This is a genomic window from Serratia sp. OLAL2 (assembly GCF_002752475.1).
GTDB classification, from domain to species: domain Bacteria; phylum Pseudomonadota; class Gammaproteobacteria; order Enterobacterales; family Enterobacteriaceae; genus Serratia; species Serratia bockelmannii.
Window position 1 is genome coordinate 55016 of record NZ_MSTL01000018.1, and the last position, 20739, is coordinate 75754.

Here is a 20739-nt window from a genome sequence, read left to right on the forward strand (position 1 = left end):
GGCTCAGGCCTCCGGCGGATCCTCTTCCGCTTTCCTGACGCGCGATTCGTACTGTTGCAACCACAGCGGGAAAACGTGGATCGGCATCGGCTTGGCGAAATAATACCCCTGCAGGGCATTGACCTCGCGTGAGCGCAGATAGTCGGCCTGTTCCTCCGTTTCGACCCCCTCTGCCACCAGTTTCAGCTTCAGCCTCTGCGCCAGCGTAATGATGGTGTCGGTCACCGTGGCGTTGACCGCGTCGGTGCCGATGGCCGCGGTAAACCCGCGGTCGATCTTCAACACGTCCGGGCTGAGGTTTTTCAGGTAGCTCAGCGAGCTGTGGCCGGTGCCGAAATCGTCGATAGCCAGCATGATCCCCATGTCTTTCAGCGTGCGAATCTGGTCATACTGGATCGCCGACAGCGCGGTGCGTTCGGTCAGCTCCAGCATCAATGAGGGCATCGGATGTGCCGGCAGCCAAATCTGGCGGATATCGTCGATGATGTTGAGCGTTTTAAAATGCTCGGCAGCAACGTTAATGCTGATGTAGAAGGACGGTCGTGGCGGGAACAGCTGCAGATTTTCCGTCACGGTGTTCATCAGATAGCGAGTGAGCGGAATGATGAGGTCATGCTGCTCGGCCAACGGAATAAACACGTCTGGCGAGATCCACCCCTGCCGCTTCTTTTTCCAACGCAGCAGCATCTCTACGCCGGCACAGCGCCCGGTATCGCTGTGAATGATCGGTTGGCAGTAAACGCGGAACTCCCGATGGGTAATGGCATGGCCAATGTGGTAAGACAGGCTCATGCGGTTAGCGGTGAGCAGGTAGACCACATAGGCCGCCAGCAGGCTGATCAGCAGCGCCAGCGGGATATGGCGCGGCAGTGCGGAAAACGCCAACATGCCGACCTGCGGGCCGAACAGCGAAATCGAGAACGGGTAACGCTCGGAACCGGCGGTGTAACGCAGATCGTTGGTCAGGGTGTCGCGGCGCAGGATTTCGCGGCGCCCGTATTCCAGGCTGCTGTCGGCTACGTTCAGCACCATGCGCTGAACATAAGGCTCCTGGGGTTCGAGTAAAAAGTTCGATAACAGCTCGATATTGAAGACGTGCAGCACGCCGCTGCTTCTATCGCCGGGGGAGGGTGTCCACATCACCAACGTGGGCAGTCCTTTGCTCACCGCCAACGAAGGGCGCAGCGCCAGCCTGACGTTGCTGTTGACGAAAATCGGCAGCACTGCAGCCAACTGATAATGTCGGGCGCCAAACAGACTGGAGCAGTAGATGATGCCATTTTTTACCAGCAGCATGGCGCGCAGCGCCTGATTTTGCGCGGCGCGAAAGCGCAGGGTCGATGAGACGTTCTCGCAGGGTTGTTCCAGCATGTCCATACTGCGTTCCGCCTGCAGCTGCGCGGGGGACAACAGCTGGTCAATTTTGCCGACGGTGCGGGTGGCCAACGTTTGCTGGCTCTGCTCGATGCTTTTGACCTCTTGATAGTAACGGGTATACAGCGATACCAACAGAATAGCCACGCCCACCGCTCCGGCCAGCAGCCAACGGTAGTAACGATATTGGGACGCGGCGAGGTGGGTCATCAACATCCGGTAAATCCTTGTTCGGTAATCCAGCTCCGAGTCACAGTCAGGCCACAGCTCCTTAAGTTGCGCTCGGCTAATTCTAGCCTGAGGTTATACAAGATTGATGGTAACTCAGTAAATTATTTCGATTTGGCAAAACAGAAGGTCAATTTGCAGGCTAACCGCTGGATCGATGAGAAAAATGCAGGATATTTTCTGGTGACATTGTCACTAAAAACGGTCAATGAATTGATTGCCCATAAAAAACCCCGCCGGGCGGCGGGGTTGTCTGTCAGTCGCATTGCACCTTGATTGCCAGGCCACCGCGTGATGTTTCTCGGTATTTGGCGTTCATATCTTTGCCGGTTTCGTACATGGTCTCGATCACCTTATCCAGCGAAACGCGCGGTTCGCTGGTGCGGCGCAGAGCCATGCGGGCGGCGTTGATCGCCTTGACCGAGGCGATGGCGTTGCGCTCGATGCACGGCACCTGTACCTGGCCGGCGACCGGGTCACAGGTCAGCCCCAGGTTGTGTTCCATGCCGATTTCCGCCGCCACACAGACCTGCTCAGGGCTGCCGCCCAGCAGTTCAGCCAGGCCTGCGGCCGCCATGGAGCAGGCCACGCCGACTTCGCCCTGACACCCGACTTCGGCGCCGGAAATGGACGCGTTCATCTTGTACAACGCGCCGATGGCGCCCGCTGCCATAAAGTAACGGATGTAGATATCCGGGCTGACGGACTCGATAAAGTGATCGTAGTAAGCCAGCACCGCAGGCACGATGCCGCAGGCACCGTTGGTCGGCGCGGTGACGACGCGGCCGCCGGCGGCGTTTTCTTCGTTAACCGCCAGTGCGAACATGTTGACCCAGTCGATCACGTTCATCGGATCGTTGGACAGTTTGTCCGACGCCACCAGCATGCGGCGCAACGCGGAAGCACGGCGCGGTACGCGCAGCGGCCCCGGCAGCACGCCTTCGGTGTTCAGACCGCGATCGATACAGGCTCGCATGGTTTGCCAGACGTTGCCGAAGTAGGTTTCGATCTCTTGCTTGCTGTGCAGCGCCAGTTCGTTCTGCATCACCATGCCGGACAGTGACAGCCCGGTCTCGCGGCAGTGGTCGAGCATTTCGCGCGCGGAGTTGAATGGATAAGGCATTTGCAGCTCTTGCTCGGCGTCCTTACCGAAGTTCTCCTCGTCGACGATGAAACCGCCGCCGATGGAGTAATAGGTCTTGCTGTACACTTCTCTATCGCCGGCGAAGGCGTGGATTTGCATGCCGTTCTCGTGCAGCGGCAGGTTGTCGCTGCGGAAGACCATGCCGCCGTCGCGTGGGAAATCGACTTCATGCAGGCCGTTGGCCAGCATCAGGCGTTGACGTTGTTCTACATCGCGAATAAAGCCAGGAATGCTATCGATATCGACGGTGTCCGGCATGTTGCCGGCCAGGCCGAGAATGATGGCGATATCGGTATGGTGACCTTTACCGGTCAATGAGAGTGAGCCGTAAACGTCTACGGCAACACGCGTGATAGAAGGCATCAGGCCTTTATTTACCAGATCGTCGACAAACTGTTTGCCGGCTTTCATCGGTCCAACCGTATGAGAGCTGGACGGGCCGATGCCGATCTTAAACATGTCGAAAACGCTAATCACGCTAAAACTCCTTAAAGAGACGTATTGTTATGGCTGCGGCGGTTAAAAACCGCGCAGGGAACAGCGATATTGTAAAAGGGCCGTGCGGGTTCGGCTGCCTTTTTCGCATGAAATTAAATAATCCGTGGTGTCGCTTTTTTTACTGATTACCCAGGGCGAACCCTTATGCGAGGTATCCGCTTTCGCCCAAGCTCCATTAGCGGTAATCGCGCCAGCTTTCCGTGCTGAACGCCGCCGGCTTAATCCCTGTTTCTACAGTGGTTTATCTCGGACGGTGGTATTTTACAGGTATTTCGTAAGGTTTAAGAGAGGGTTTACAGTTTTTTTAAAACCATTCAATCGGAACGGTAGTTGAAAAAGCGTTCAAATGAAGTGATTTCGATCGCTTTACCGGCAGCGGAGGCCGTCGGCCATGCCAGATTGCGAGTCAGATCACGTAATATGGGCTAAATACTGACCTGCTGCGCCAGACGCCGAATGATGGCTGCGGTCAGCCCCCAGATAAACTGGCTGTGATACCAGGAGAGGTAAATGCGGTGCGTATGGCCGGCGCGATGAATATCCAGCGGATAGTAACGCGACAGGGTCAGCGCTTCCCTCAAGGGCATCTCGAACACGTCCGCCACTTCACCCTCATTGGCGTGGAACTGCACATCCGGCGAGACCAGGCCGACGATGGGCGTGACCTGAAATCCGGTGCTGCTGTCGAGCGGCGCCATTTGGCCGAGGACGGTCACCGCCTGCGGTGGTATCGCCACTTCTTCCTGCGCTTCTCGCAGCGCCGTGACGATCGCCGACCCGTCTTCGGCATCGGTTTTACCGCCGGGGAAGGCCACCTGGCCGGCATGTTTGCGCAGCGAGTCGGCGCGGCGGGTCAACAGCAGCGTCGGCTCTGCGCGGCAGACGATCGGGATCAGCACCGCCGCCGGGCGCACATTGTGCGAGATCTGCGCCGCCTGGGGCAGCTGCAGTTGAAAACGGCTGATAAAGGCGTGCAGTGAGGCCGGTGTGTTCGATGGGATCACGACAGGGCACACTCCCCAAGCTGCGGCAGAATACGGCCAACCTTGTCAAAGGTCTCCTGGTATTCCGCCTGCTCCTGGCTGTCCGCCACGATGCCGCCACCGGCGGAGCAGTGGATGCGGCCGTTTTCGGTGACGAGCGTGCGGATGGTGATATTGGTGTCCATGGTGCCGCAGGCGCTTAGGTAACCGATACTGCCGCAATAGGCATTGCGGCGCTGCGGCTCCAGCTCTTCGATGATTTCCATCGCCCGCACCTTGGGCGCGCCGGTGATCGAGCCGCCGGGGAAGCAGGCGCGCAGCAGTTCGGCCGCCGAGGTCTGTTCCGGCAGGGTTGCGGTGATAGTGCTCACCAGGTGATGCACGGCGGGAAACGGCTCCACGGCAAACAGTTCCGGCACCCGTACGCTGCCAGGCTGGGCGACGCGGCCGATATCGTTGCGCAGCAGATCGACGATCATCAGATTTTCAGCGCGATCCTTGGGGGAATCGGCCAAACGGCGAGCCTGAGCGGCGTCCTGTTCCGCGTCCGCCAGCCGCGGCAGCGTGCCCTTGATCGGGCGGGTTTGGATGCGCTGCTGCTCCAGCCACAGGAAGCGCTCGGGAGAGACGCTCAGTACGCTGTTGTGCGGAAGGCGCAGGAAGGCCGAGAACGGCGCGCGGTTGCAGGCGCTCAATCGACAGAAAGCCTGCCACTCATCTCCCTGATAGTCGGCGGAGAACCGTTGCGCCAGATTAATTTGGTAACAGTCACCGCTGCGCAGGTAGCGCTGAATACGTTGGAATTTCTCGCCGTATTGCCGCCGGCTCATATTGGCGCGCCAGTCGCTCAGCAGCGTGAAAGGGCGTTCTGTCGGCGCGGTTTGGCTATTGAGCCAGCACCAGCGCTGTTCCACGTCGCCATAGCTGAGCAGCGTCAGGGTTTGCAGCCGGTGATCGGCGATCAGCGCCCAGTCATAAATGCCCACCGCCATGTCCGGCAAGGCGAGGTCGGCTGCGGCCAACTGCGGCAAGCTTTCCACCCGCCGCCCGAGATCGTAGCCGAACAGCCCCAGTGCGCCGCCCTGAAATGGCAGATCCGGGTTAAACGCCGGTTGCCAACCTTGCGCCACCAGGTGTTGCTGCAGCAGGGAGAATGGATCTTCCTTCGACTGAATAGTGACGCCGTCACTTTCTATTTTCGTGCTGGCGCCCTGGGTGGTGAGCGTAACGCACGGCTGCGCGACCAGGATGTCGAAGCGGTTATGCGAATGGTCGGCGAAGCCCGAATGCAGCAGCATCGCCCACGGGTGGGTTGAAATCGGGGCGAAAAGCGTCATCAGGGCACTGCGGCTGTAGGGCAAAGATTTTATGTTTGGGGCGGTTACGCTCATGAACGTCAATAAACCTGGCTGTGAGGACGGCGATATCTGGCGGCTAGTGTGCCATAGACGGCCATGGCATGCATGTTTTGCCATGCGAGACATGCAGCACACCTCACATAAACGGTAGTTCAATAAACCTGAAATAAGGCATTTTTTGCGCCATTGTTTATACTTCGATATGTTAAAAATTTAACGTCAAAATAACTGGAAGCATTTTTCACCGAGGGCGCAAGACCCGAGAAATATAAAGGCAACTCGTTAATTTCACACTTTTATTGTTGCTCGCTGTTATTAAGCGGGCGATGCGAAACGGTTTTGCCTGTGTTTTTTACGGTGGCCGTCTTGTGAAAGTTATTCCTTGTTGTGGAACGCTTTTCTTGTAGAAAGCATGAAAAGACAAACAAGATGAATCTTATTTAGCCTGCGGCGGAAATGTGAATGTTTGCGTCATATTTCGCTCGGGCGCTGAAGCGATTTCTATTTTTCAAAAAAATAAAATTATCATTTTGTTACATTATTATTGAAGAGCTGCCTATGTCGTTAATGCTGAGCGTCATCGTCCCGATGCACAATGCGGGGGAGTTATTGGAGCCGTTCCTGGTCTCGCTGCTGGCCCAGCGCGAGCAACGGTTGGAGGTGATCATCGTCAACGATGGTTCCACCGACGGTTCGGGAGAGATTGCGCACCGTTACGCGGCGGTGCATCCGCATATTCGCGTGATCGATCAAGCCAATGCCGGCGTTTCTAATGCACGTAATGCCGGGCTCGCCGTTGCCCGAGGTAAATATGTGGCGTTTCCGGACGCCGACGATTTATTGGCGCCCGAGATGTATTCCACGCTGTTGGAACAGGCAGAACGACACCAATTAGACGTGATGCAATGTAATGGTGAACGCTATTTTACCAGCCAAGACGAATTACAGCCGATTTTTCCCGAGGCGCGTTTACGCACTACCGACGTTATCACTGGCGTTCAGTGGTTCGAACGTGCATTGAAGTCGCGAAAGTTTATTCATGTTGTATGGCTGGCAATATATCGCCTCGATTTTATTCGCCAGCATCGGCTTTATTTTGAGCCGGGGTTGCATCACCAGGATATTCCCTGGACGACGGAAGTCATGTTTAATGCCAAACGGGTCAAATATTTAAGCACGCCGCTGTACCGGCAACGGGTGCACGACAAGTCGATCAGTAACCGTCGTCGCACCGGCAAAGCGAACGTAGAGTATCAGCGTCACTATATGAAAATCGTCGAAATGCTGGAGCGGCTCAACCGGCGCTATCCGGGCACTGTCGCCATTCGTCCCGCTTTCCATTGGCAAATCACCCGTGAGGCGTTGGGCATTTGTCACAGTATCCGTCGTGAGCCGGATCCGGCCGCCCAGAGTCAGATTACCGAAGAGTTCTATCAGCGCGGCATCGACAGAGCGATGTTCGCCAATACGCGCGGCCTGAAGCAGGGGTGGCATGTCATGCTGTGGCGGCATCGCCTGAAGCAGTGGCGCAGCGATAACGGCTGTTCGCAACCGGCCTGAGCCACAAGACGTTGGGATCCGTCGCGTTAGCGCGTATACTCGCTCTCCCTTTTGCCGGAGAGAACGACACATGCATGCAGGTATGCCATTACTGAGCCACGCGGAGCAGCAGGAAGCGGCGGATCGCATCCATCAGCTGATGGAACAGGGCATGAGCAGCGGTGAGGCCATTGCTCGCGTTGCGCAGGAAATTCGTGAGCAGCATCAGGGCGCTCAGGTTGCGGTGCTGTTCGATGACGAAGACGAGCAGCAGGATGCCGCACCGGAGGCGTCGCGGGATGACGATGCTGAAGAAGACGAAGACTATTGATGTTATCGGGGCCGCGCAAGCGGCCCCGTGAGTGTCAACCGTTGACCACCACTGCGGTGGCGGCCTGTTTCGCTTGTTCCACCGCCTGTTCCGTGGTGTCCGCCGTCGCCAGCGCTACACCCAGGCGGCGCTGGCCGGCGATTTCCGGCTTGCCGAACAGACGCAGCTGGTTGTGCCCGCGCAGCGCGTTTTCCAATCCGCTGAAGCGCACATCGGTGCTGGTGAGCTGTGGCAGGATCACCGCCGAAGCGGAAGGGCCGAACTGGCGGATAGCGCCGATCGGCAAACCGAGAAACGCGCGCACGTGCAGGGCGAACTCAGACAGATCCTGTGAGATCAACGTAACCATGCCGGTATCGTGCGGGCGTGGCGACACTTCGCTGAAGATCACGTCGTCGCCGCAGACGAACAGCTCCACGCCGAACAGGCCGAAGCCACCCAGGGCTTTCACCACCTTCTCCGCGATAGCCTGAGCACGGCTCAGCGCCGTAGCCGACATACGCTGAGGCTGCCAGGATTCGCGATAATCTCCGTCTTCCTGACGATGGCCGATCGGCTCGCAGAAATGCACGCCGTCCACGGCGCTGATGGTCAGCAGTGTAATTTCAAAATCAAATCTTACCAGCCCTTCGACGATCACCCGGCCACCACCGGCACGACCACCCTGTTGGGCGTAATCCCAGGCGCTTTGCAGCTGTTCGGGCGTGCGGATCAGGCTTTGGCCTTTGCCGGAGGAGCTCATCACCGGTTTGACGATGCACGGGTAGCCGATGTGTTCGACCGCCTGCCGGAAGGCGATTTCACTGTCGGCAAAGCGGTAGCTTGAGGTGGGCAGAGCGAGCTCTTCCGCCGCCAGACGGCGGATGCCTTCACGGTTCATCGTCAGGCGGGTGGCTTCGGCACAGGGCACCACGCGGTGGCCCTGGCGTTCAAGCTCGACCAGCATGGCAGTGGCGATCGCTTCGATTTCGGGAACGATATAGTCAGGCCGCTCTTGTTCGATAACGGCTTTCAGCGCGTCACCATCCAGCATATTGATGACGTGGCTGCGGTGCGCCACATGCATGGCGGGGGCGTCGGGATAGCGATCGACGGCGATCACTTCCAGACCGAGGCGCTGGCATTCAATGGCGACTTCTTTACCCAGCTCCCCGGAGCCGAGCAACATAACGCGGGTGGCGGAAGGGCGCAGGGCGGTTCCAATCGTTAACATAGTGTCGTACCTGGATCGGTGAAAGTAAGCGGATTGATGATCGGCGGGCAGTATATACGAAAACGATTGCGTTCACAGCCGCTGCGCCAGGTTTGTTGCTAACTGACTGTTTTTATAACAAACAGAAATATTTGCCCTGCATGAGCGATTATGCGTTAATAACCGACGGCGAAAGAAGGCCTACATATCACAGGGTTTTCGCGTCTCGTGCCGTTAAGGCAGGTTTATCAAGTAAAGGAAACACAAATGAGCAAGATCACTGGTCACGTTAAATGGTTCAACGAAAGCAAAGGTTTCGGCTTCATCACGCCTGCCGACGGTTCTAAAGACGTTTTCGTTCATTTTTCCGCTATCGTTAGCGATGGGTTCAAAACCCTGGCTGAAGGCCAGCAGGTTGAATTCTCCATCCAGGACAGCCAACGTGGCCCTGCTGCAGCCAACGTCGTTGCGATTTAACGACTGCGTTGCCAAGAAACCCGCCGCCGGCGGGTTTTTTTATGCCCGCACCCCGTAACGCCGCCCATCTCTGTTATCATTTACCCCTGATTCGGCGCCAACCTGCGGGCGCGCCGCCATTCCATTCGTCATATAAGAGTTATCGCCGTGAGCACAGTTTCTTTTTCTTCCCTGCCGCTGCCAGCCGAACAGTTGGCCAACCTCAACGAACTGGGGTACGCCGAAATGACGCCGGTACAGGCCGCCGCATTGCCCGCCATCCTGCAAGGGCGGGACGTGCGCGCCAAGGCGAAAACCGGCAGCGGTAAAACGGCGGCCTTCGGCATTGGTCTGCTGAACAGTATCGTCGTCGGTCAGGTCGCCACGCAGGCGCTGGTGCTCTGTCCCACCCGCGAGCTGGCCGATCAGGTGAGCAAAGAGCTGCGCCGCCTGGCGCGTTTCACGCAAAACATCAAGATCCTGACGCTGTGCGGCGGTCAGCCGATGGGGCCGCAGCTCGATTCGCTAGTGCATGCGCCGCACATCGTGGTGGGGACGCCGGGCCGTATCCAGGAACACCTGCGCAAGAAAACGCTGCAGCTGGACGAGCTGAAGGTGCTGGTGCTGGATGAGGCCGATCGCATGCTGGACATGGGGTTCGCCGACGACATAGACGATGTGATCAGCTATACGCCGCCGCAACGTCAGACGCTGCTGTTTTCCGCCACGTACCCGGCAGGTATCGAGCGCATCAGCGCGCGCGTTCAACGCCAGCCGCTGAGCGTCGAGGTGGACGATGGAGAAGCGCAGGCCTCCATCGAACAACGCTTTTATGAGACTACGCGCGATCAGCGCCCGGCGCTCCTGGTGTCGGCTATTCGCTATCATCAACCCGCGTCCTGCGTGGTGTTCTGCAATACCAAACGCGATTGTCAGACGGTGCTTGAGGCCCTGGAGGCCCGCGGCATCAGCGCGCTGGCGCTGCATGGCGATCTGGAACAGCGCGACCGCGACCAGGTGTTGGTGCGTTTCGCCAACCGCAGTTGCCGGGTATTGGTGGCGACCGACGTTGCCGCACGCGGGCTGGATATTAAAGAGCTGGAGCTGGTGGTCAACTACGAGCTGGCGTTCGATCCCGAAGTGCATGTGCACCGTATTGGCCGTACCGGCCGCGCCGGCATGAGCGGGTTGGCGATCAGCCTGTGCACGCCGCAGGAAATGGCGCGGGCGCACGCGATTGAAGACTATCTGCAGATGAGCGTCGACTGGTCGCCGGTGTCCGAGCTGAGCGGGGCGGCCAACGGCTCGCTGGAGGCGGAGATGGTGACTCTGTGCATCGACGGCGGCCGCAAGGCGAAGATCCGTCCCGGCGATATTCTCGGGGCGCTGACCGGTGATGCCGGGCTGACAGCGGCGGAAGTGGGCAAGATTGACATGTTCCCAGTGCATGCCTATGTCGCAATCCGCAAAGCCAGCGCGCGCAAGGCGCTGCAACAGTTGCAGCAGGGCAAAATCAAAGGCAAAAGCTGCAAGGTGCGGCTGCTGAAATAAGCCGAAGGCGGGCGGCGGTTTGCCTTCCCGCCACGATCTATTTATACTGTACATAATTACAGTAATTTGAGTATTTGAGGACGCACGCATGGCGGTTGAAGTTAAATATGTGGTGGTGAGAAACGGTGAGGAAAAAATGACTTTCGCGAGCAAGAAAGAAGCCGACGCCTACGACAAAATGCTGGATCTGGCGGACAACCTCGGGGAGTGGCTGCAGCAGGCGCCGCTGACTCTGGATGACGAACAGCGCGAAGGCTTGAGCTTCTTCCTGGCGGAGAATAAGGACGCGCTGGGTCTGATTTTGCGTGGCGCTTCGCCGGCGGAAACCCTCAAAAAACCGGCGGAAAGCAAAGCGAAAAAAGCGACATCTAACCCAAAAGAGGGATCTGCGTCAGAAAAGCAAGCAGCATAATGACTTATGTTGCGGTGTTGTGATGAAAAAGGATCTAAAATGAGCCGTGAAATAACTTTCTTCAGCCGCTTTGAGCAAGACATTCTGGCCGGGCGTAAAACCATCACCATTCGGGATGCCAGTGAGTCGCACTTCGAACCGGGCGAGGTATTGCGCGTAAGCCGCAATGAAGACGGCGTCTTTTTCTGTTTTATCGAAGTGCTGTCGGTAACGCCGGTGCGCCTGGATGCGCTGACCGAACGCCACGCACAGCAGGAAAACATGTCGCTCGGCGAACTGAAGCAGGTGATCAAGGAAATCTATCCGGGCCTGGATGCGCTGTTTGTCATCGAGTTCGTCAAACGGTAACTCTTTGCCGAAACCCTGTTGTGAGCCAGGGATGGGCGCCCGGATAGCGCTAATCACAACGGGAGGACATATGAAAAAAATGGGTTTGGCTATCGCCTTGTTGGCCATGATGGGAGCATCAACCGCGGTGTGGGCGCAGGATCAAGAGCAACGCACCGCCAAGGTGGGGCAGTGTGCAGGCCTGCAGCCGGCGGATATCGCCGCCCAGGTCAAGCGCGACTTCTTGCAGAACCGCATCACGCGTTGGGAGGCGGACAAAAAACTGCTGGGCACCGCAACCCCGATCGCCTGGGTGAGCCCGGATGCCATCACCGGCAAGGATCAGGTGTGGCAGGTACCGTTGACGGTGCGTGGCACCAAGGCAGATAAAACCTACAACGTGACGCTCAACTGCAACACCGGCGAAATCGCCTACAGTGCGCCGCAGTAATACTGTTTCGCAATAAAAAGCCCGCCTGGTGGCGGGCTTGATGCATCAAGACGAGGTCAGTCGCTGAACGGGATCACCAACTCACCCGGCTTCACTTCCAACCCCTTCGCCAGTTTTTTGGCCAGCGCTTCGGTTTTGCTGTTGTCAGGATTTAGCACATAAGCTGGCTTTTGGTCGAAGTAAGACTTCAGTGACTGGTTAAGATACGGCGTCAGCGCTTTCATTACCGTCTGCATTTTTTCCGGCTGCACGCTGTAATCAGTCAGCTCCATGTCCTTGAGGAAAATGGCGCCCTGCGCCCGGTCGTAAACCGGCTGCGCCTTCAGCGTCAGCTTCAGATCCGCGGTCTGCGGGCCGAGAATCGACGTGATATTGACCTTGGCGTCGCCGGAAAGGGTAACTTTACCCGGTTCGCTGCGGCCGATTTGGCTTTGCAGCTGAGTCAGCACGATATTGGCGTCCACCAAGCCGGGCACGCCGATCTGCTTCTGATAGTCGTTGTGTTTCTGCAGGTAATCATTCACTTCCTGCTCGCTCAGGGTGTACTGGGTCAGTTGATTGCAACCGGCCAATACGCCGGCGAACAGCAGGGCGGCTGCGCCCATCAGGATCTTCTTCATTAATGCCTCATTGCGACTGCTGGCGAAAAGTGCTGCAGATAATTGATTAATCATTATAAACGTTCCGCCTGCGCGTGAAAACGACAGGCGGCGATGTGCAAAGGATAGTGCGCGCAAAAGCGGGTGAGACCTATCGGATAACGCCGAAAGCATCAGCGCCGCAATCGTAGCGCCAAGAGAATTACGCCGGCCACGCAGGCCGCGCTCCCCAACAGCGGGAACAGCGGGATGCCCCACAGCCGCAGCGAAGAATGCATCAGATAAGGCGCCAGGCCCAGAGCAAAAGCGGCGGTGACGATGGCGATAGCCAGCGTGACGGCGGCGCGTTCCAGCGCTTTGCTCAATTGGCCGAGGTTCTTGACGTTGATCTCGGCATTGAGCTGCCCCCGCTTCAGGCGACGTACCAACAACCGCAGGGTTTGCGGCAGCTCCTCTCCGGCGTCGAGCGCTTCCCCGCCCAGGGCCAACAACCGCTGGCGCACGGCGTCGGGGGCATAGCGCTGCAGCACCGTTTGTTGCAGCATCGGCTTGAGCGTGGCGACGATGTCGAAGGCCGGATCCAATCGGTGCAGTACGCCGTCGGCGGTGATTAACGCCTTGAACAGCAGCACCAGATCGGGCGGCAGCGCCAGCTGGTGTTCACGCGCCATCACCAGCAGGTCGGTCAAGGCTTTGCCCAGCGTCAGGGTGGCGGCGGCCTGTTTGTCGAGAAAGTTTTGCGCCGCCAACTCCAGATCCAGCAGGTCCAACGGTTCGCTGTCCGACCAGGCGATCAGCGTGTTAACGATGCCTTCGGATTGGCGATCGGCGATGGCCTGCAGCAGCAGGAGCAACTGGTTGCGCCGCCGCTCGGACAGCTGGCCCACCATACCGAAGTCGATAAAACCGACGCGGTCACCGCTCAGCGCCATGACGTTGCCGGGGTGGGGATCGGCGTGATACAGCCGATGCTCCAGCACCATGCTCATAAAGGCGCGGGCGCCGCGTTGTGCCAGCAGCGGGCCGTCAAAGCCTGCCGCCGCCAATTGCTGAGGGTTCTCCGGCGCGGTACCGGGCAAGTATTCCTGCACTAACAGACGCGGAGACGACCATTGCCAATAGATTTTCGGCACGACCACGTCGGGTTCTCGTGCAAACATCTTGGCGACGCGATCGCAGTTATGCCCTTCGTGAGTCAAATCCAGCTCGTGATTGAGCGCCGTCGCCAGCGCTCGGACCATCTGCCGCGGCCGATAGCGTGCCAGCGTGGGGCTCTGCTGCTCCACGGTTTCCGCCAGCGAGGCCAGCAGCCGCAGATCGGCGTGGATGGTTTTCGCCAGGCCGGGCCGCAGCACTTTCACCACCACCTGTTCGCCACTGTGCAAGCGGGCGCGGTAAATTTGCGCCATCGACGCTGCCGCCAGCGGCGTGCGATCGAACTCGGCAAACAGGTGCTCGGGCTCGCCCCCCAGATCGGCAACGATCTGCGGCGCCAGTGTCTCCCATGGCAATACCGCCGCTTGGCTGTGCAGGCGATCCAGTTCGTCGGTCCAGGCCGGATCCAGGAGGTCAGAACGCGTGGCCAGGATCTGACCGAATTTGACGAAGGTGGGGCCCAGCGCCTCGAGCGCCTCCCGCAGCCGTTCAGGCAGGGTCTGTGCGTCCTGCAGGGCGGGCTCGCCGCGGACACCGCGCAGCAATGCCCCCAGGCCCAGCAAGCGCAGAACGTCTTGCAGACCATAACGAATCAGAACGGAGGTAATTTCCTTCAGCCGCGCCCGATCGCGAGCGGTGGCGAGCACCATTTTCAACATCAGTACGCCATGTCCTTTTTGTGACTCTCGAACGTTATTGTTCCATATCCAGTAGCAACGGCACCTCGCTGCGTTGCGCCATGCGGTTGCGGTAGGCTTCCACGTTATCCGGCAGCGCAACCCCGGCGACGATCGACAACGAACGTAGCAGCGGGAACAGGTGAATGTCGTCCTCGGACAGCTCGCCGTTCACCGCGACAGCGGAGACGATCAGCGGTGACAGGGTTTGCAGATCGGCCTCCAACTGGGCGATCAGATCGGCGCTGTTGGCGAGATGTTCGGCGAAATCTCCGATTGACGCCTGTTTTTTATCGATAAAGTACTGGCGCGCACTGGCGGTGGCAAACTCTTCGAAATCGGCGTGCGCAATACGCGGCAGCAGCAATTTTGCGCTGTAACCGCCGACCCGCTGCAGCCATTCGGCGATAGCCGGGTTGGTGCGGCCGGTCAGGACCGGCTTGCCGTCCAACCCATCGACATAGCGCACGATATCCAGGCTTTCCGGCATCGCTTCACCGTTGTCTTTAATCAGAATCGGCACCATTTTTTTGCCGATCAGGTTGAACGGGGTCGTCTCATCGTCGTTGAGCAACGTGACCAGGCGAATCGGCAAACGTTTCAGGCCGAAAATCATGCGGGCTTTAACGCAGAATGGGCAATGATCGTAAATGAACAGTTTCATGCTTGCTCCGGGTTGTCAGGTTTTAACAGCAATAGTTACCACAGCTTATCGAGGCTGTCTTGACGTGCGTGTGTTGGATGGTGCGTTATTGCGATATTGCCCGCGCACCGGCACGGGCTAGAGGGCGTTATTTCTTGGCCGGTACCGAGTTGAGCACATCGATCAGGTGAATGCGAGCTTCTTCGAGGTCGATTCTGTCACGTTCGTTGGCGGCGGTGACGACCTGCAGCTGCTTGATAATATCGTCCTTCAGGCCGGCGTCACTGGCGAGGATGTGGGCCAGTGCTTTTTCCACCAGGGTGGAACGCGCATAAATCATGCGCAAGTTCAGTATCATATGTTCGAGTAGTTGCGGTAATTTTGCTTCTTCGCTCATGCCGACGGGCTCCTGTGGGTGTTTTTACTAACAGGATAGCAGCTGTTGCCGATTCGGCCGGATTTCTATGGCGTTAACCGCCGCGCAGCATCATCGGGGCGCTGCGTCGTGGGCTGAACTGCCAGTACAGCGCCAGCAGCGTAGCGAAGCCTACTGCCCCAAGCAGCAACCAGGGCAGCTCCGGCATGTTCATCGTGCGTCCGGTATCGTACATCCAGCCGCCGCCGGTGTAACCCAACGCGCCACCCAGCGCCAGGCCAAGGCGACTGAAGCCCATATAGCTGCCGCGTGCACGCGGATCCGCCAGCGAAGCGCTTAGCGTTTCGCGCGCCGGCTCGGCGATAATCGATCCCAGATAGAAGCAGCAGATCAGTGTGAACACCCCCTGCAGGGTGGTGGCGAGGCCAATCGGCAGCAGGCTGAGCGTCATTAGCAACAGGCCCGCCATCAGGCGCTGCTCAAGCCGGAAGTGTTTTTCTCCCCAACGCGCCAACGGATAGAGCAGCGACAATGACAGCGCCGCTTCAATCGCATACATCCATTTTACTGCCGCCGGTGAACCGGCGATTTCGTTGACCACGATCGGCAGCATCAGCATCACCTGTACCGCCAGCATATAGTAACCGGTCAGCGTCAGGACATAGGTGAGGAAGCGGCGATCGCGCAGTACCCGCAACATGCCTTCCTTCATCGGTATACGCACGGTAGAGATGCGGTAAGCCGGCAGTAGCCAAGCGTTCCAGCCAGCGGCGAGCACGAAGATCGCCGCCCCAACCCAGCAGACAAAGTGGAAATCGTACTGCAGCAGCCAACTGCCGATCAGCGCGCCGACCACCGCCCCCGCGCTGTCCTGCATCATCAGCAGCGAGAAAAAACGGCCGCGTTCATGCGGGCGGGTCAACTTGATTACCAAAGCGGTGCGCGGCGGATCGAATAACGTGCCGCCGAGGGCGGACAGCGCGCAGGAGAACCACAGGATCCAAGGCTCATCCGCCATCGCCATGGTAGCGAAACCGGCGGCGCGCAGCAGCATGCCGGTGACGATCATCGGCTTGGCGCCGAAGCGATCGGCGATGGCGCCGCCAAAGATGCCGAGCCCTTGTTGCAGCAGCTGACGCAAACCCAGCGCGATGCCGACGATCAGCGCCGCCCACCCTAATTGATCGACAAAGCGGATCGAAATAAGCGGGAACACGACAAAGAAGCCTAAAACCACCAGCAGGTTGTCGAGCAACAGAAAATATTTACCCAAGCTGCGCGCTTGCGACACCAGAGACATGCATCACCATGAGCAATTAAGAGAGAGGGGGAAGGCAACCCCACCATTCTCTACCCAATTGCCGGGCGGCGACAGGGGCGGAGTAGATAATATTTTTTTATCGTCAAGGTGTTACCTGCACTGCAAAATGGGCGGAAAAACGCCGTAAAACGCGTGTTCGGCGATTTACTGAGCGACCGGGATTTTACCTCGGGGGCGGGCTACGGTTATATTGAATGCAGGGAAGTGCGGTTCTGAGGCGCTATTGGCTAAATAAAGTCATGGCATTAGATCGGCGCCGGATAATTCACCATGCGACTTCCCAATAAATACTTCTTATCGAACCGTTTTGACTGCGGGGGAAATGATGTTCGGCTACCGCTCTGCATCGCCAAAAGTACGTCTTACTACCGACCGGATGGTGGTCCGTTTAGTGCATGAACGGGACGCCTATCGTCTGGCGGACTATTATGCCGAGAACCGGACCTTTCTCAAACCCTGGGAGCCGGTGCGCGATGAAAGCCACTGTTATCCGTCCGGCTGGCAGGCGCGCCTGGGGATGATCGCTGAAATGCAAAAGCAGGGCAGCGCCTACTATTTTATCCTGCTCGATCCGGAAGAGCAGGAAGTCCGCGGTGTGGCGAACTTCAGTAACGTGTTGCGCGGTTCGTTTCACGCCTGTTTCCTCGGCTATTCGCTGGGGGAGAAATGGCAGGGGCAAGGGCTGATGTTCGAAGCCTTGCAGTCCGCCATCCGCTATATGCTGCGCCAACAGCGCATGCACCGCATCATGGCCAACTATATGCCGCACAACTATCGCAGTGGCGCATTGCTGACGCGTCTGGGATTCGAACGCGAAGGTTACGCCAAGGATTACCTGCTGATCGATGGCCAGTGGCAAGACCACGTTTTGACGGCATACACCAATAAAGAGTGGCTCCCCCCACGTTGAGGCCAAACGATGAAATATGAATTGAACGCCAAAGAGGCCCGGGTCATCGGCTGCCTGTTGGAAAAACAGGTGACGACGCCGGACCAATACCCGCTTTCGCTTAACGCCATTACCCTGGCCTGTAACCAAAAGACCAACCGCGAGCCGGTGATGGATCTGAGCGAGAGTGAGGTGCAGCAACTCCTCGATCTGTTGCTGCGCAAACATTTCCTGCGCACCCTCAGCGGATTCGGCAATCGGGTAGTGAAATACGAGCAGCGGTTTTGCAATTCCGAGTTTGGCCAGCTGAAACTTTCACCCGCCGAACTGGCGGTGATCGCCACTTTGTTGCTGCGCGGTGCGCAAACACCGGGCGAGCTACGCACCCGCACCAATCGGATGCACGAGTTCAGCGATGTCAGCGAGGTCGAGCAGGTGCTGCAACAGCTGGCCACGCGGGAAGATGGCCCGTTCGTGGTGCGCCTGGCTCGTGAGCCGGGCAAGCGCGAAAGCCGGTTCATGCATCTGTTCAGCGGCCAGATTGATGAAGCGCCGCCGGCGGCGTTCGAATTCGAGGAAGACAGCGAACTGAGCGCCAGGGTCAGCGCATTGGAAAACGAAGTGGCGGAGCTGAAACGGCAGCTGCAACACCTGTTGGCGAGGGATGCGAATGACTAAATTACGAGTAGGCGTGGTGGGATTGGGCAGTATCGCGCAGAAGGCTTACCTGCCAATCCTCGGCCAAGCGGCGGATTGGACGCTGGTGGGCGGTTTTTCGCCCAATCAGCAAAAAGCGCAGCCGCTGTGCGACAGCTACCGCATGGCCTGTTTCTCCCGGCTGGACAGCCTGGCCGAACAGTGCGACGCCGTATTTGTCCACAGCAGCACCGCCAGCCATTTTTCGGTCATTGGCGAGCTGCTAAACCGCGGCGTGCACGTTTACGTCGATAAGCCGCTGGCGGAAACGCTGGAGCAGGGCGAGCAGCTGCTCGAGTTGGCCGAGCGGCGAGGCAAAACGCTGATGGTGGGGTTCAACCGCCGTTTCGCGCCGCTTTACCGGCAGCTCAAGCTGGAAATGAACCAGCCGGCCTCTATCCGTATGGATAAACATCGGGCGGACAGCGTCGGTCCGCACGATCTGCGTTTTACCCTATTGGATGATTACCTGCACGTGGTAGACACTGCGCTGTGGCTGGCGGGCGGACGCGAGCAACTGTTGAGCGGCAGCTTACGGGCCAACGCCGCAGGCGAAATGCTGTACGCCGAGCACCACTTCGCCTGCGGCGACACGCAGGTGACGACCAGTATGCATCGCCGCGGCGGCAGCCAGCGCGAAAGCGTGCAGGCGGTGACCGACGGCGCGCTGTATCAGTTGACCGATATGCGTCACTGGCTGCGTGAAGATGTACAGGGTGAGTTGGAACAGCCGGTGCCGGGTTGGCAAAGCACGCTGGTGCAACGCGGCTTCGACGGGGCGGTACGGCATTTCCTTGATGCCGTCGCCAACCAGAGCGCGCCGGAAACCGGCGGCGAACAGGCGCTGGTCGCCCAGCGGGTGGTCGAGCGTTTGCTGCGGGATAACTCTATGTAACATATGGCGGTAGCTATTCTTTTCCGGATGCGTAAACTGAGCCGATTGTTTCACTGACGCCTGCTGTTGCAGGCGTTGATATTTACGGTACCTATCAGACAACCACATGAACCTACTCAAATCCTTGGCTGCCGTCAGCTCGATGACGATGTTTTCGCGGGTGTTGGGCTTTGCCCGCGATGCGATCGTCGCGCGCGTGTTCGGGGCCGGCATGGCAACGGACGCCTTCTTCGTGGCGTTCAAACTCCCTAATCTGCTGCGCCGTATCTTTGCCGAAGGCGCGTTTTCGCAGGCCTTCGTGCCGATCCTGGCCGAATACAAGAGCCAGCAGGGTGAAGAAGCGACGCGCACCTTTATCGCCTATGTCTCCGGGCTGTTGACGCTGGTACTGGCGGTGGTGACGGTGTTGGGGATGCTGGCCGCGCCCTGGGTGATCTACATTACTGCGCCGGGCTTTACCGACACGCCCGACAAATTTGCGTTGACCTCGGCGCTGCTGCGCATCACGTTCCCCTACATTTTGTTGATCTCACTGGCGTCGCTGGTGGGGGCTATTCTCAATACCTGGAACCGCTTCTCGATCCCGGCCTTTGCCCCCACGTTGCTTAACGTCAGCATGATCGGCTTCGCGCTGTTCGCCGCCCCGTATTTCCACCCGCCGGTGCTGGCGCTGGCCTGGGCGGTGGTGGTGGGCGGCGTGCTGCAGCTGGGTTATCAGCTGCCGCACCTGCGCAAGATCGGCATGCTGGTATTGCCGCGCCTCAAACTGGGTGATGCCGGGGTCTGGCGCGTGATGCGCCAGATGGGGCCGGCGATCCTCGGGGTGTCGGTCAGCCAAATCTCGCTGATCATCAACACCATTTTCGCTTCGTTCCTGGTGTCCGGCTCGGTGTCCTGGATGTACTACGCTGACCGCCTGATGGAGTTTCCGTCCGGCGTGTTGGGCGTGGCGTTGGGCACCATCCTGCTGCCGTCGCTGGCCAAAAGCTTCTCAAGCGGCAACCACGACGAGTATTCGCGCCTGATGGATTGGGGGCTGCGCCTGTGCTTCCTGCTGGCGTTGCCGAGCGCCATCGCGCTGGGTATTTTGGCCAAGCCGTTGACCGTCTCGTTATTCCAGTACGGCAAGTTCAGCGCCTTTGACGCGGCGATGACGCAACGCGCGTTGGTGGCTTACTCGGTAGGGCTGATGGGGCTGATCGTGGTTAAAGTGTTGGCGCCAGGCTTCTATTCGCGGCAGGACATTAAAACGCCGGTCAAGATCGCCATCATCACGCTCATCATGACACAGGTGATGAACCTGGCGTTTATTGGTCCGCTTAAGCATGCCGGTCTGGCGCTGTCGATCGGTTTGGCGGCCTGCCTGAACGCCACGTTGTTGTATTGGCAGCTGCGCAAGCAGAAGATCTTCCAGCCACAGCCGGGTTGGGCACTGTTCCTCACCAAGCTGGTGATCGCCGTGCTGGTGATGTCGGCGGTGCTGATTGGTGTGATGTGGCTGATGCCGGCCTGGGATCAGGGCAATATGCTGGAGCGTTTGCTGCGCTTGGCGGCGGTGGTCGTGGCCGGCGTGGTGGCCTACTTCGGCGTGCTGGCCGGGTTGGGTTTCCGCCCGCGTGATTTTGCGCGCCGCGTCGCCTGAGT

General features: G+C 58.6%; 21 protein-coding genes. 11 read left to right on the forward strand and 10 right to left on the reverse strand.

Translation table 11 applies throughout. The annotated features are described in order from the left end of the window. Positions 1 to 3: 3 nt before the first annotated feature. From BVU99_RS13765 to pabB, 4 genes are all read right to left on the reverse strand, one after another. Positions 4 to 1590 carry an EAL domain-containing protein gene (locus BVU99_RS13765; RefSeq protein WP_025303157.1) on the reverse strand — a complete coding sequence of 529 codons (1587 nt, stop codon included), beginning with the start codon at positions 1588 to 1590 and terminating at the stop codon, positions 4 to 6. Positions 1591 to 1858: 268 nt separating this feature from the next. Beyond that, positions 1859 to 3223 (reverse strand): L-serine ammonia-lyase, encoded by a 1365-nt coding sequence (gene sdaA, locus BVU99_RS13770; protein WP_043143577.1) that lies wholly within the window; start codon positions 3221 to 3223, stop codon positions 1859 to 1861. A gap of 446 nt (positions 3224 to 3669) precedes the next feature. Beyond that, positions 3670 to 4248: a CoA pyrophosphatase gene (locus tag BVU99_RS13775; RefSeq protein WP_025303155.1), complete on the reverse strand. Its 579-nt coding sequence runs from the start codon at positions 4246 to 4248 to the stop codon at positions 3670 to 3672. Beyond that, a complete protein-coding gene (gene pabB, locus BVU99_RS13780) occupies positions 4245 to 5618 on the reverse strand; it encodes an aminodeoxychorismate synthase component 1 (RefSeq protein ID WP_043143602.1) in 1374 nt (457 codons plus the stop codon). The genes BVU99_RS13775 and pabB overlap by 4 nt, the downstream gene beginning before the upstream one ends. Positions 5619 to 6143: 525 nt before the next feature. On the opposite strand from pabB, the gene BVU99_RS13785 reads away from it, so the two are divergent. Beyond that, on the forward strand, positions 6144 to 7145 hold the full coding sequence (locus BVU99_RS13785; protein ID WP_099817281.1) for a glycosyltransferase: 1002 nt from the start codon (positions 6144 to 6146) through the stop codon (positions 7143 to 7145). A 70-nt stretch (positions 7146 to 7215) separates the two neighbouring features. Continuing rightward, entirely contained in the window at positions 7216 to 7455 is a 240-nt protein-coding gene (locus tag BVU99_RS13790) for a YoaH family protein (protein ID WP_025303152.1), read from the forward strand. Between the two features lie 34 nt (positions 7456 to 7489). On the opposite strand, the gene purT is transcribed toward BVU99_RS13790, so the two are convergent. Then, positions 7490 to 8668, reverse strand: a complete 1179-nt coding sequence (gene purT, locus BVU99_RS13795; protein ID WP_049209168.1) for a formate-dependent phosphoribosylglycinamide formyltransferase — start codon at positions 8666 to 8668, stop codon at positions 7490 to 7492. Positions 8669 to 8914: 246 nt separating this feature from the next. On the opposite strand from purT, the gene cspC reads away from it, so the two are divergent. From cspC to yebF, 5 genes are all read left to right on the forward strand, one after another. Then, positions 8915 to 9124 (forward strand): cold shock-like protein CspC, encoded by a 210-nt coding sequence (cspC, locus tag BVU99_RS13800; RefSeq protein WP_004927572.1) that lies wholly within the window; start codon positions 8915 to 8917, stop codon positions 9122 to 9124. A 147-nt stretch (positions 9125 to 9271) separates the two neighbouring features. Next, positions 9272 to 10654 carry an ATP-dependent RNA helicase DbpA gene (gene dbpA / locus BVU99_RS13805; RefSeq protein WP_043143580.1) on the forward strand — a complete coding sequence of 461 codons (1383 nt, stop codon included), beginning with the start codon at positions 9272 to 9274 and terminating at the stop codon, positions 10652 to 10654. Between the two features lie 88 nt (positions 10655 to 10742). Then, positions 10743 to 11066, forward strand: a complete 324-nt coding sequence (locus tag BVU99_RS13810; protein WP_025303149.1) for a YebG family protein — start codon at positions 10743 to 10745, stop codon at positions 11064 to 11066. Positions 11067 to 11105: 39 nt separating this feature from the next. Further along, positions 11106 to 11414, forward strand: coding sequence for a N(4)-acetylcytidine aminohydrolase (gene yqfB, locus BVU99_RS13815; protein ID WP_004927562.1), 309 nt, complete (start codon positions 11106 to 11108; stop codon positions 11412 to 11414). 70 nt (positions 11415 to 11484) lie between these two features. Then, a complete protein-coding gene (gene yebF, locus BVU99_RS13820) occupies positions 11485 to 11844 on the forward strand; it encodes a protein YebF (RefSeq protein ID WP_049209172.1) in 360 nt (119 codons plus the stop codon). A gap of 56 nt (positions 11845 to 11900) precedes the next feature. On the opposite strand, the gene BVU99_RS13825 is transcribed toward yebF, so the two are convergent. The 5 genes from BVU99_RS13825 to mdtH form a co-directional block, all read right to left on the reverse strand. Further along, complete coding sequence (locus tag BVU99_RS13825; protein ID WP_025303147.1) at positions 11901 to 12464, reverse strand: lipoprotein; 564 nt, start codon at positions 12462 to 12464, stop codon at positions 11901 to 11903. Positions 12465 to 12616: 152 nt separating this feature from the next. Beyond that, on the reverse strand, positions 12617 to 14257 hold the full coding sequence (locus BVU99_RS13830) for an AarF/UbiB family protein (protein WP_089195965.1): 1641 nt from the start codon (positions 14255 to 14257) through the stop codon (positions 12617 to 12619). 34 nt (positions 14258 to 14291) lie between these two features. Continuing rightward, entirely contained in the window at positions 14292 to 14939 is a 648-nt protein-coding gene (gene grxB / locus BVU99_RS13835) for a glutaredoxin 2 (RefSeq protein ID WP_099817156.1), read from the reverse strand. Positions 14940 to 15066: 127 nt separating this feature from the next. Then, a complete protein-coding gene (locus BVU99_RS13840; protein WP_043143592.1) occupies positions 15067 to 15315 on the reverse strand; it encodes a hypothetical protein in 249 nt (82 codons plus the stop codon). Between the two features lie 73 nt (positions 15316 to 15388). Continuing rightward, the gene (gene mdtH / locus BVU99_RS13845; RefSeq protein WP_043143594.1) at positions 15389 to 16594 is read right to left on the reverse strand and encodes a multidrug efflux MFS transporter MdtH; all 1206 of its coding nucleotides are present in this window, start codon (positions 16592 to 16594) and stop codon (positions 15389 to 15391) included. 346 nt (positions 16595 to 16940) lie between these two features. Between mdtH and rimJ the strand changes: the two genes are divergently transcribed. The 4 genes from rimJ to murJ all read left to right on the forward strand — a co-directional run bounded on the left by rimJ (position 16941) and on the right by murJ (position 20737). Next, positions 16941 to 17525, forward strand: a complete 585-nt coding sequence (gene rimJ / locus BVU99_RS13850; RefSeq protein WP_089196531.1) for a ribosomal protein S5-alanine N-acetyltransferase — start codon at positions 16941 to 16943, stop codon at positions 17523 to 17525. Positions 17526 to 17534: 9 nt separating this feature from the next. Next, positions 17535 to 18182, forward strand: a complete 648-nt coding sequence (locus tag BVU99_RS13855) for a YceH family protein (protein WP_099817157.1) — start codon at positions 17535 to 17537, stop codon at positions 18180 to 18182. Beyond that, positions 18175 to 19095: a Gfo/Idh/MocA family oxidoreductase gene (locus tag BVU99_RS13860; RefSeq protein WP_060447818.1), complete on the forward strand. Its 921-nt coding sequence runs from the start codon at positions 18175 to 18177 to the stop codon at positions 19093 to 19095. Before BVU99_RS13855 ends, BVU99_RS13860 begins: the two co-directional genes overlap by 8 nt. 106 nt (positions 19096 to 19201) lie before the next feature. After that, on the forward strand, positions 19202 to 20737 hold the full coding sequence (murJ, locus tag BVU99_RS13865) for a murein biosynthesis integral membrane protein MurJ (protein ID WP_043143599.1): 1536 nt from the start codon (positions 19202 to 19204) through the stop codon (positions 20735 to 20737). Positions 20738 to 20739 lie beyond the last annotated feature (2 nt).

Excerpts from the sequence above, each read along its gene's own strand:
- BVU99_RS13765 (WP_025303157.1), bottom strand. The coding sequence starts at position 1,590 with ATGTTGATGACCCACCTCGCCGCGTCCCAATATCGTTACTACCGTTGG.
- cspC (WP_004927572.1), top strand. The coding sequence starts at position 8,915 with ATGAGCAAGATCACTGGTCACGTTAAATGGTTCAACGAAAGCAAAGGT.
- BVU99_RS13830 (WP_089195965.1), bottom strand. The coding sequence starts at position 14,257 with ATGTTGAAAATGGTGCTCGCCACCGCTCGCGATCGGGCGCGGCTGAAG.
- BVU99_RS13785 (WP_099817281.1), top strand. The coding sequence starts at position 6,144 with ATGTCGTTAATGCTGAGCGTCATCGTCCCGATGCACAATGCGGGGGAG.
- rimJ (WP_089196531.1), top strand. The coding sequence starts at position 16,941 with ATGTTCGGCTACCGCTCTGCATCGCCAAAAGTACGTCTTACTACCGAC.
- BVU99_RS13855 (WP_099817157.1), top strand. The coding sequence starts at position 17,535 with ATGAAATATGAATTGAACGCCAAAGAGGCCCGGGTCATCGGCTGCCTG.
- BVU99_RS13860 (WP_060447818.1), top strand. The coding sequence starts at position 18,175 with ATGACTAAATTACGAGTAGGCGTGGTGGGATTGGGCAGTATCGCGCAG.
- BVU99_RS13810 (WP_025303149.1), top strand. The coding sequence starts at position 10,743 with ATGGCGGTTGAAGTTAAATATGTGGTGGTGAGAAACGGTGAGGAAAAA.
- yebF (WP_049209172.1), top strand. The coding sequence starts at position 11,485 with ATGAAAAAAATGGGTTTGGCTATCGCCTTGTTGGCCATGATGGGAGCA.
- pabB (WP_043143602.1), bottom strand. The coding sequence starts at position 5,618 with ATGAGCGTAACCGCCCCAAACATAAAATCTTTGCCCTACAGCCGCAGT.
- mdtH (WP_043143594.1), bottom strand. The coding sequence starts at position 16,594 with ATGTCTCTGGTGTCGCAAGCGCGCAGCTTGGGTAAATATTTTCTGTTG.
- purT (WP_049209168.1), bottom strand. The coding sequence starts at position 8,668 with ATGTTAACGATTGGAACCGCCCTGCGCCCTTCCGCCACCCGCGTTATG.
- BVU99_RS13825 (WP_025303147.1), bottom strand. The coding sequence starts at position 12,464 with ATGAAGAAGATCCTGATGGGCGCAGCCGCCCTGCTGTTCGCCGGCGTA.
- BVU99_RS13790 (WP_025303152.1), top strand. The coding sequence starts at position 7,216 with ATGCATGCAGGTATGCCATTACTGAGCCACGCGGAGCAGCAGGAAGCG.
- grxB (WP_099817156.1), bottom strand. The coding sequence starts at position 14,939 with ATGAAACTGTTCATTTACGATCATTGCCCATTCTGCGTTAAAGCCCGC.
- murJ (WP_043143599.1), top strand. The coding sequence starts at position 19,202 with ATGAACCTACTCAAATCCTTGGCTGCCGTCAGCTCGATGACGATGTTT.
- yqfB (WP_004927562.1), top strand. The coding sequence starts at position 11,106 with ATGAGCCGTGAAATAACTTTCTTCAGCCGCTTTGAGCAAGACATTCTG.
- BVU99_RS13840 (WP_043143592.1), bottom strand. The coding sequence starts at position 15,315 with ATGAGCGAAGAAGCAAAATTACCGCAACTACTCGAACATATGATACTG.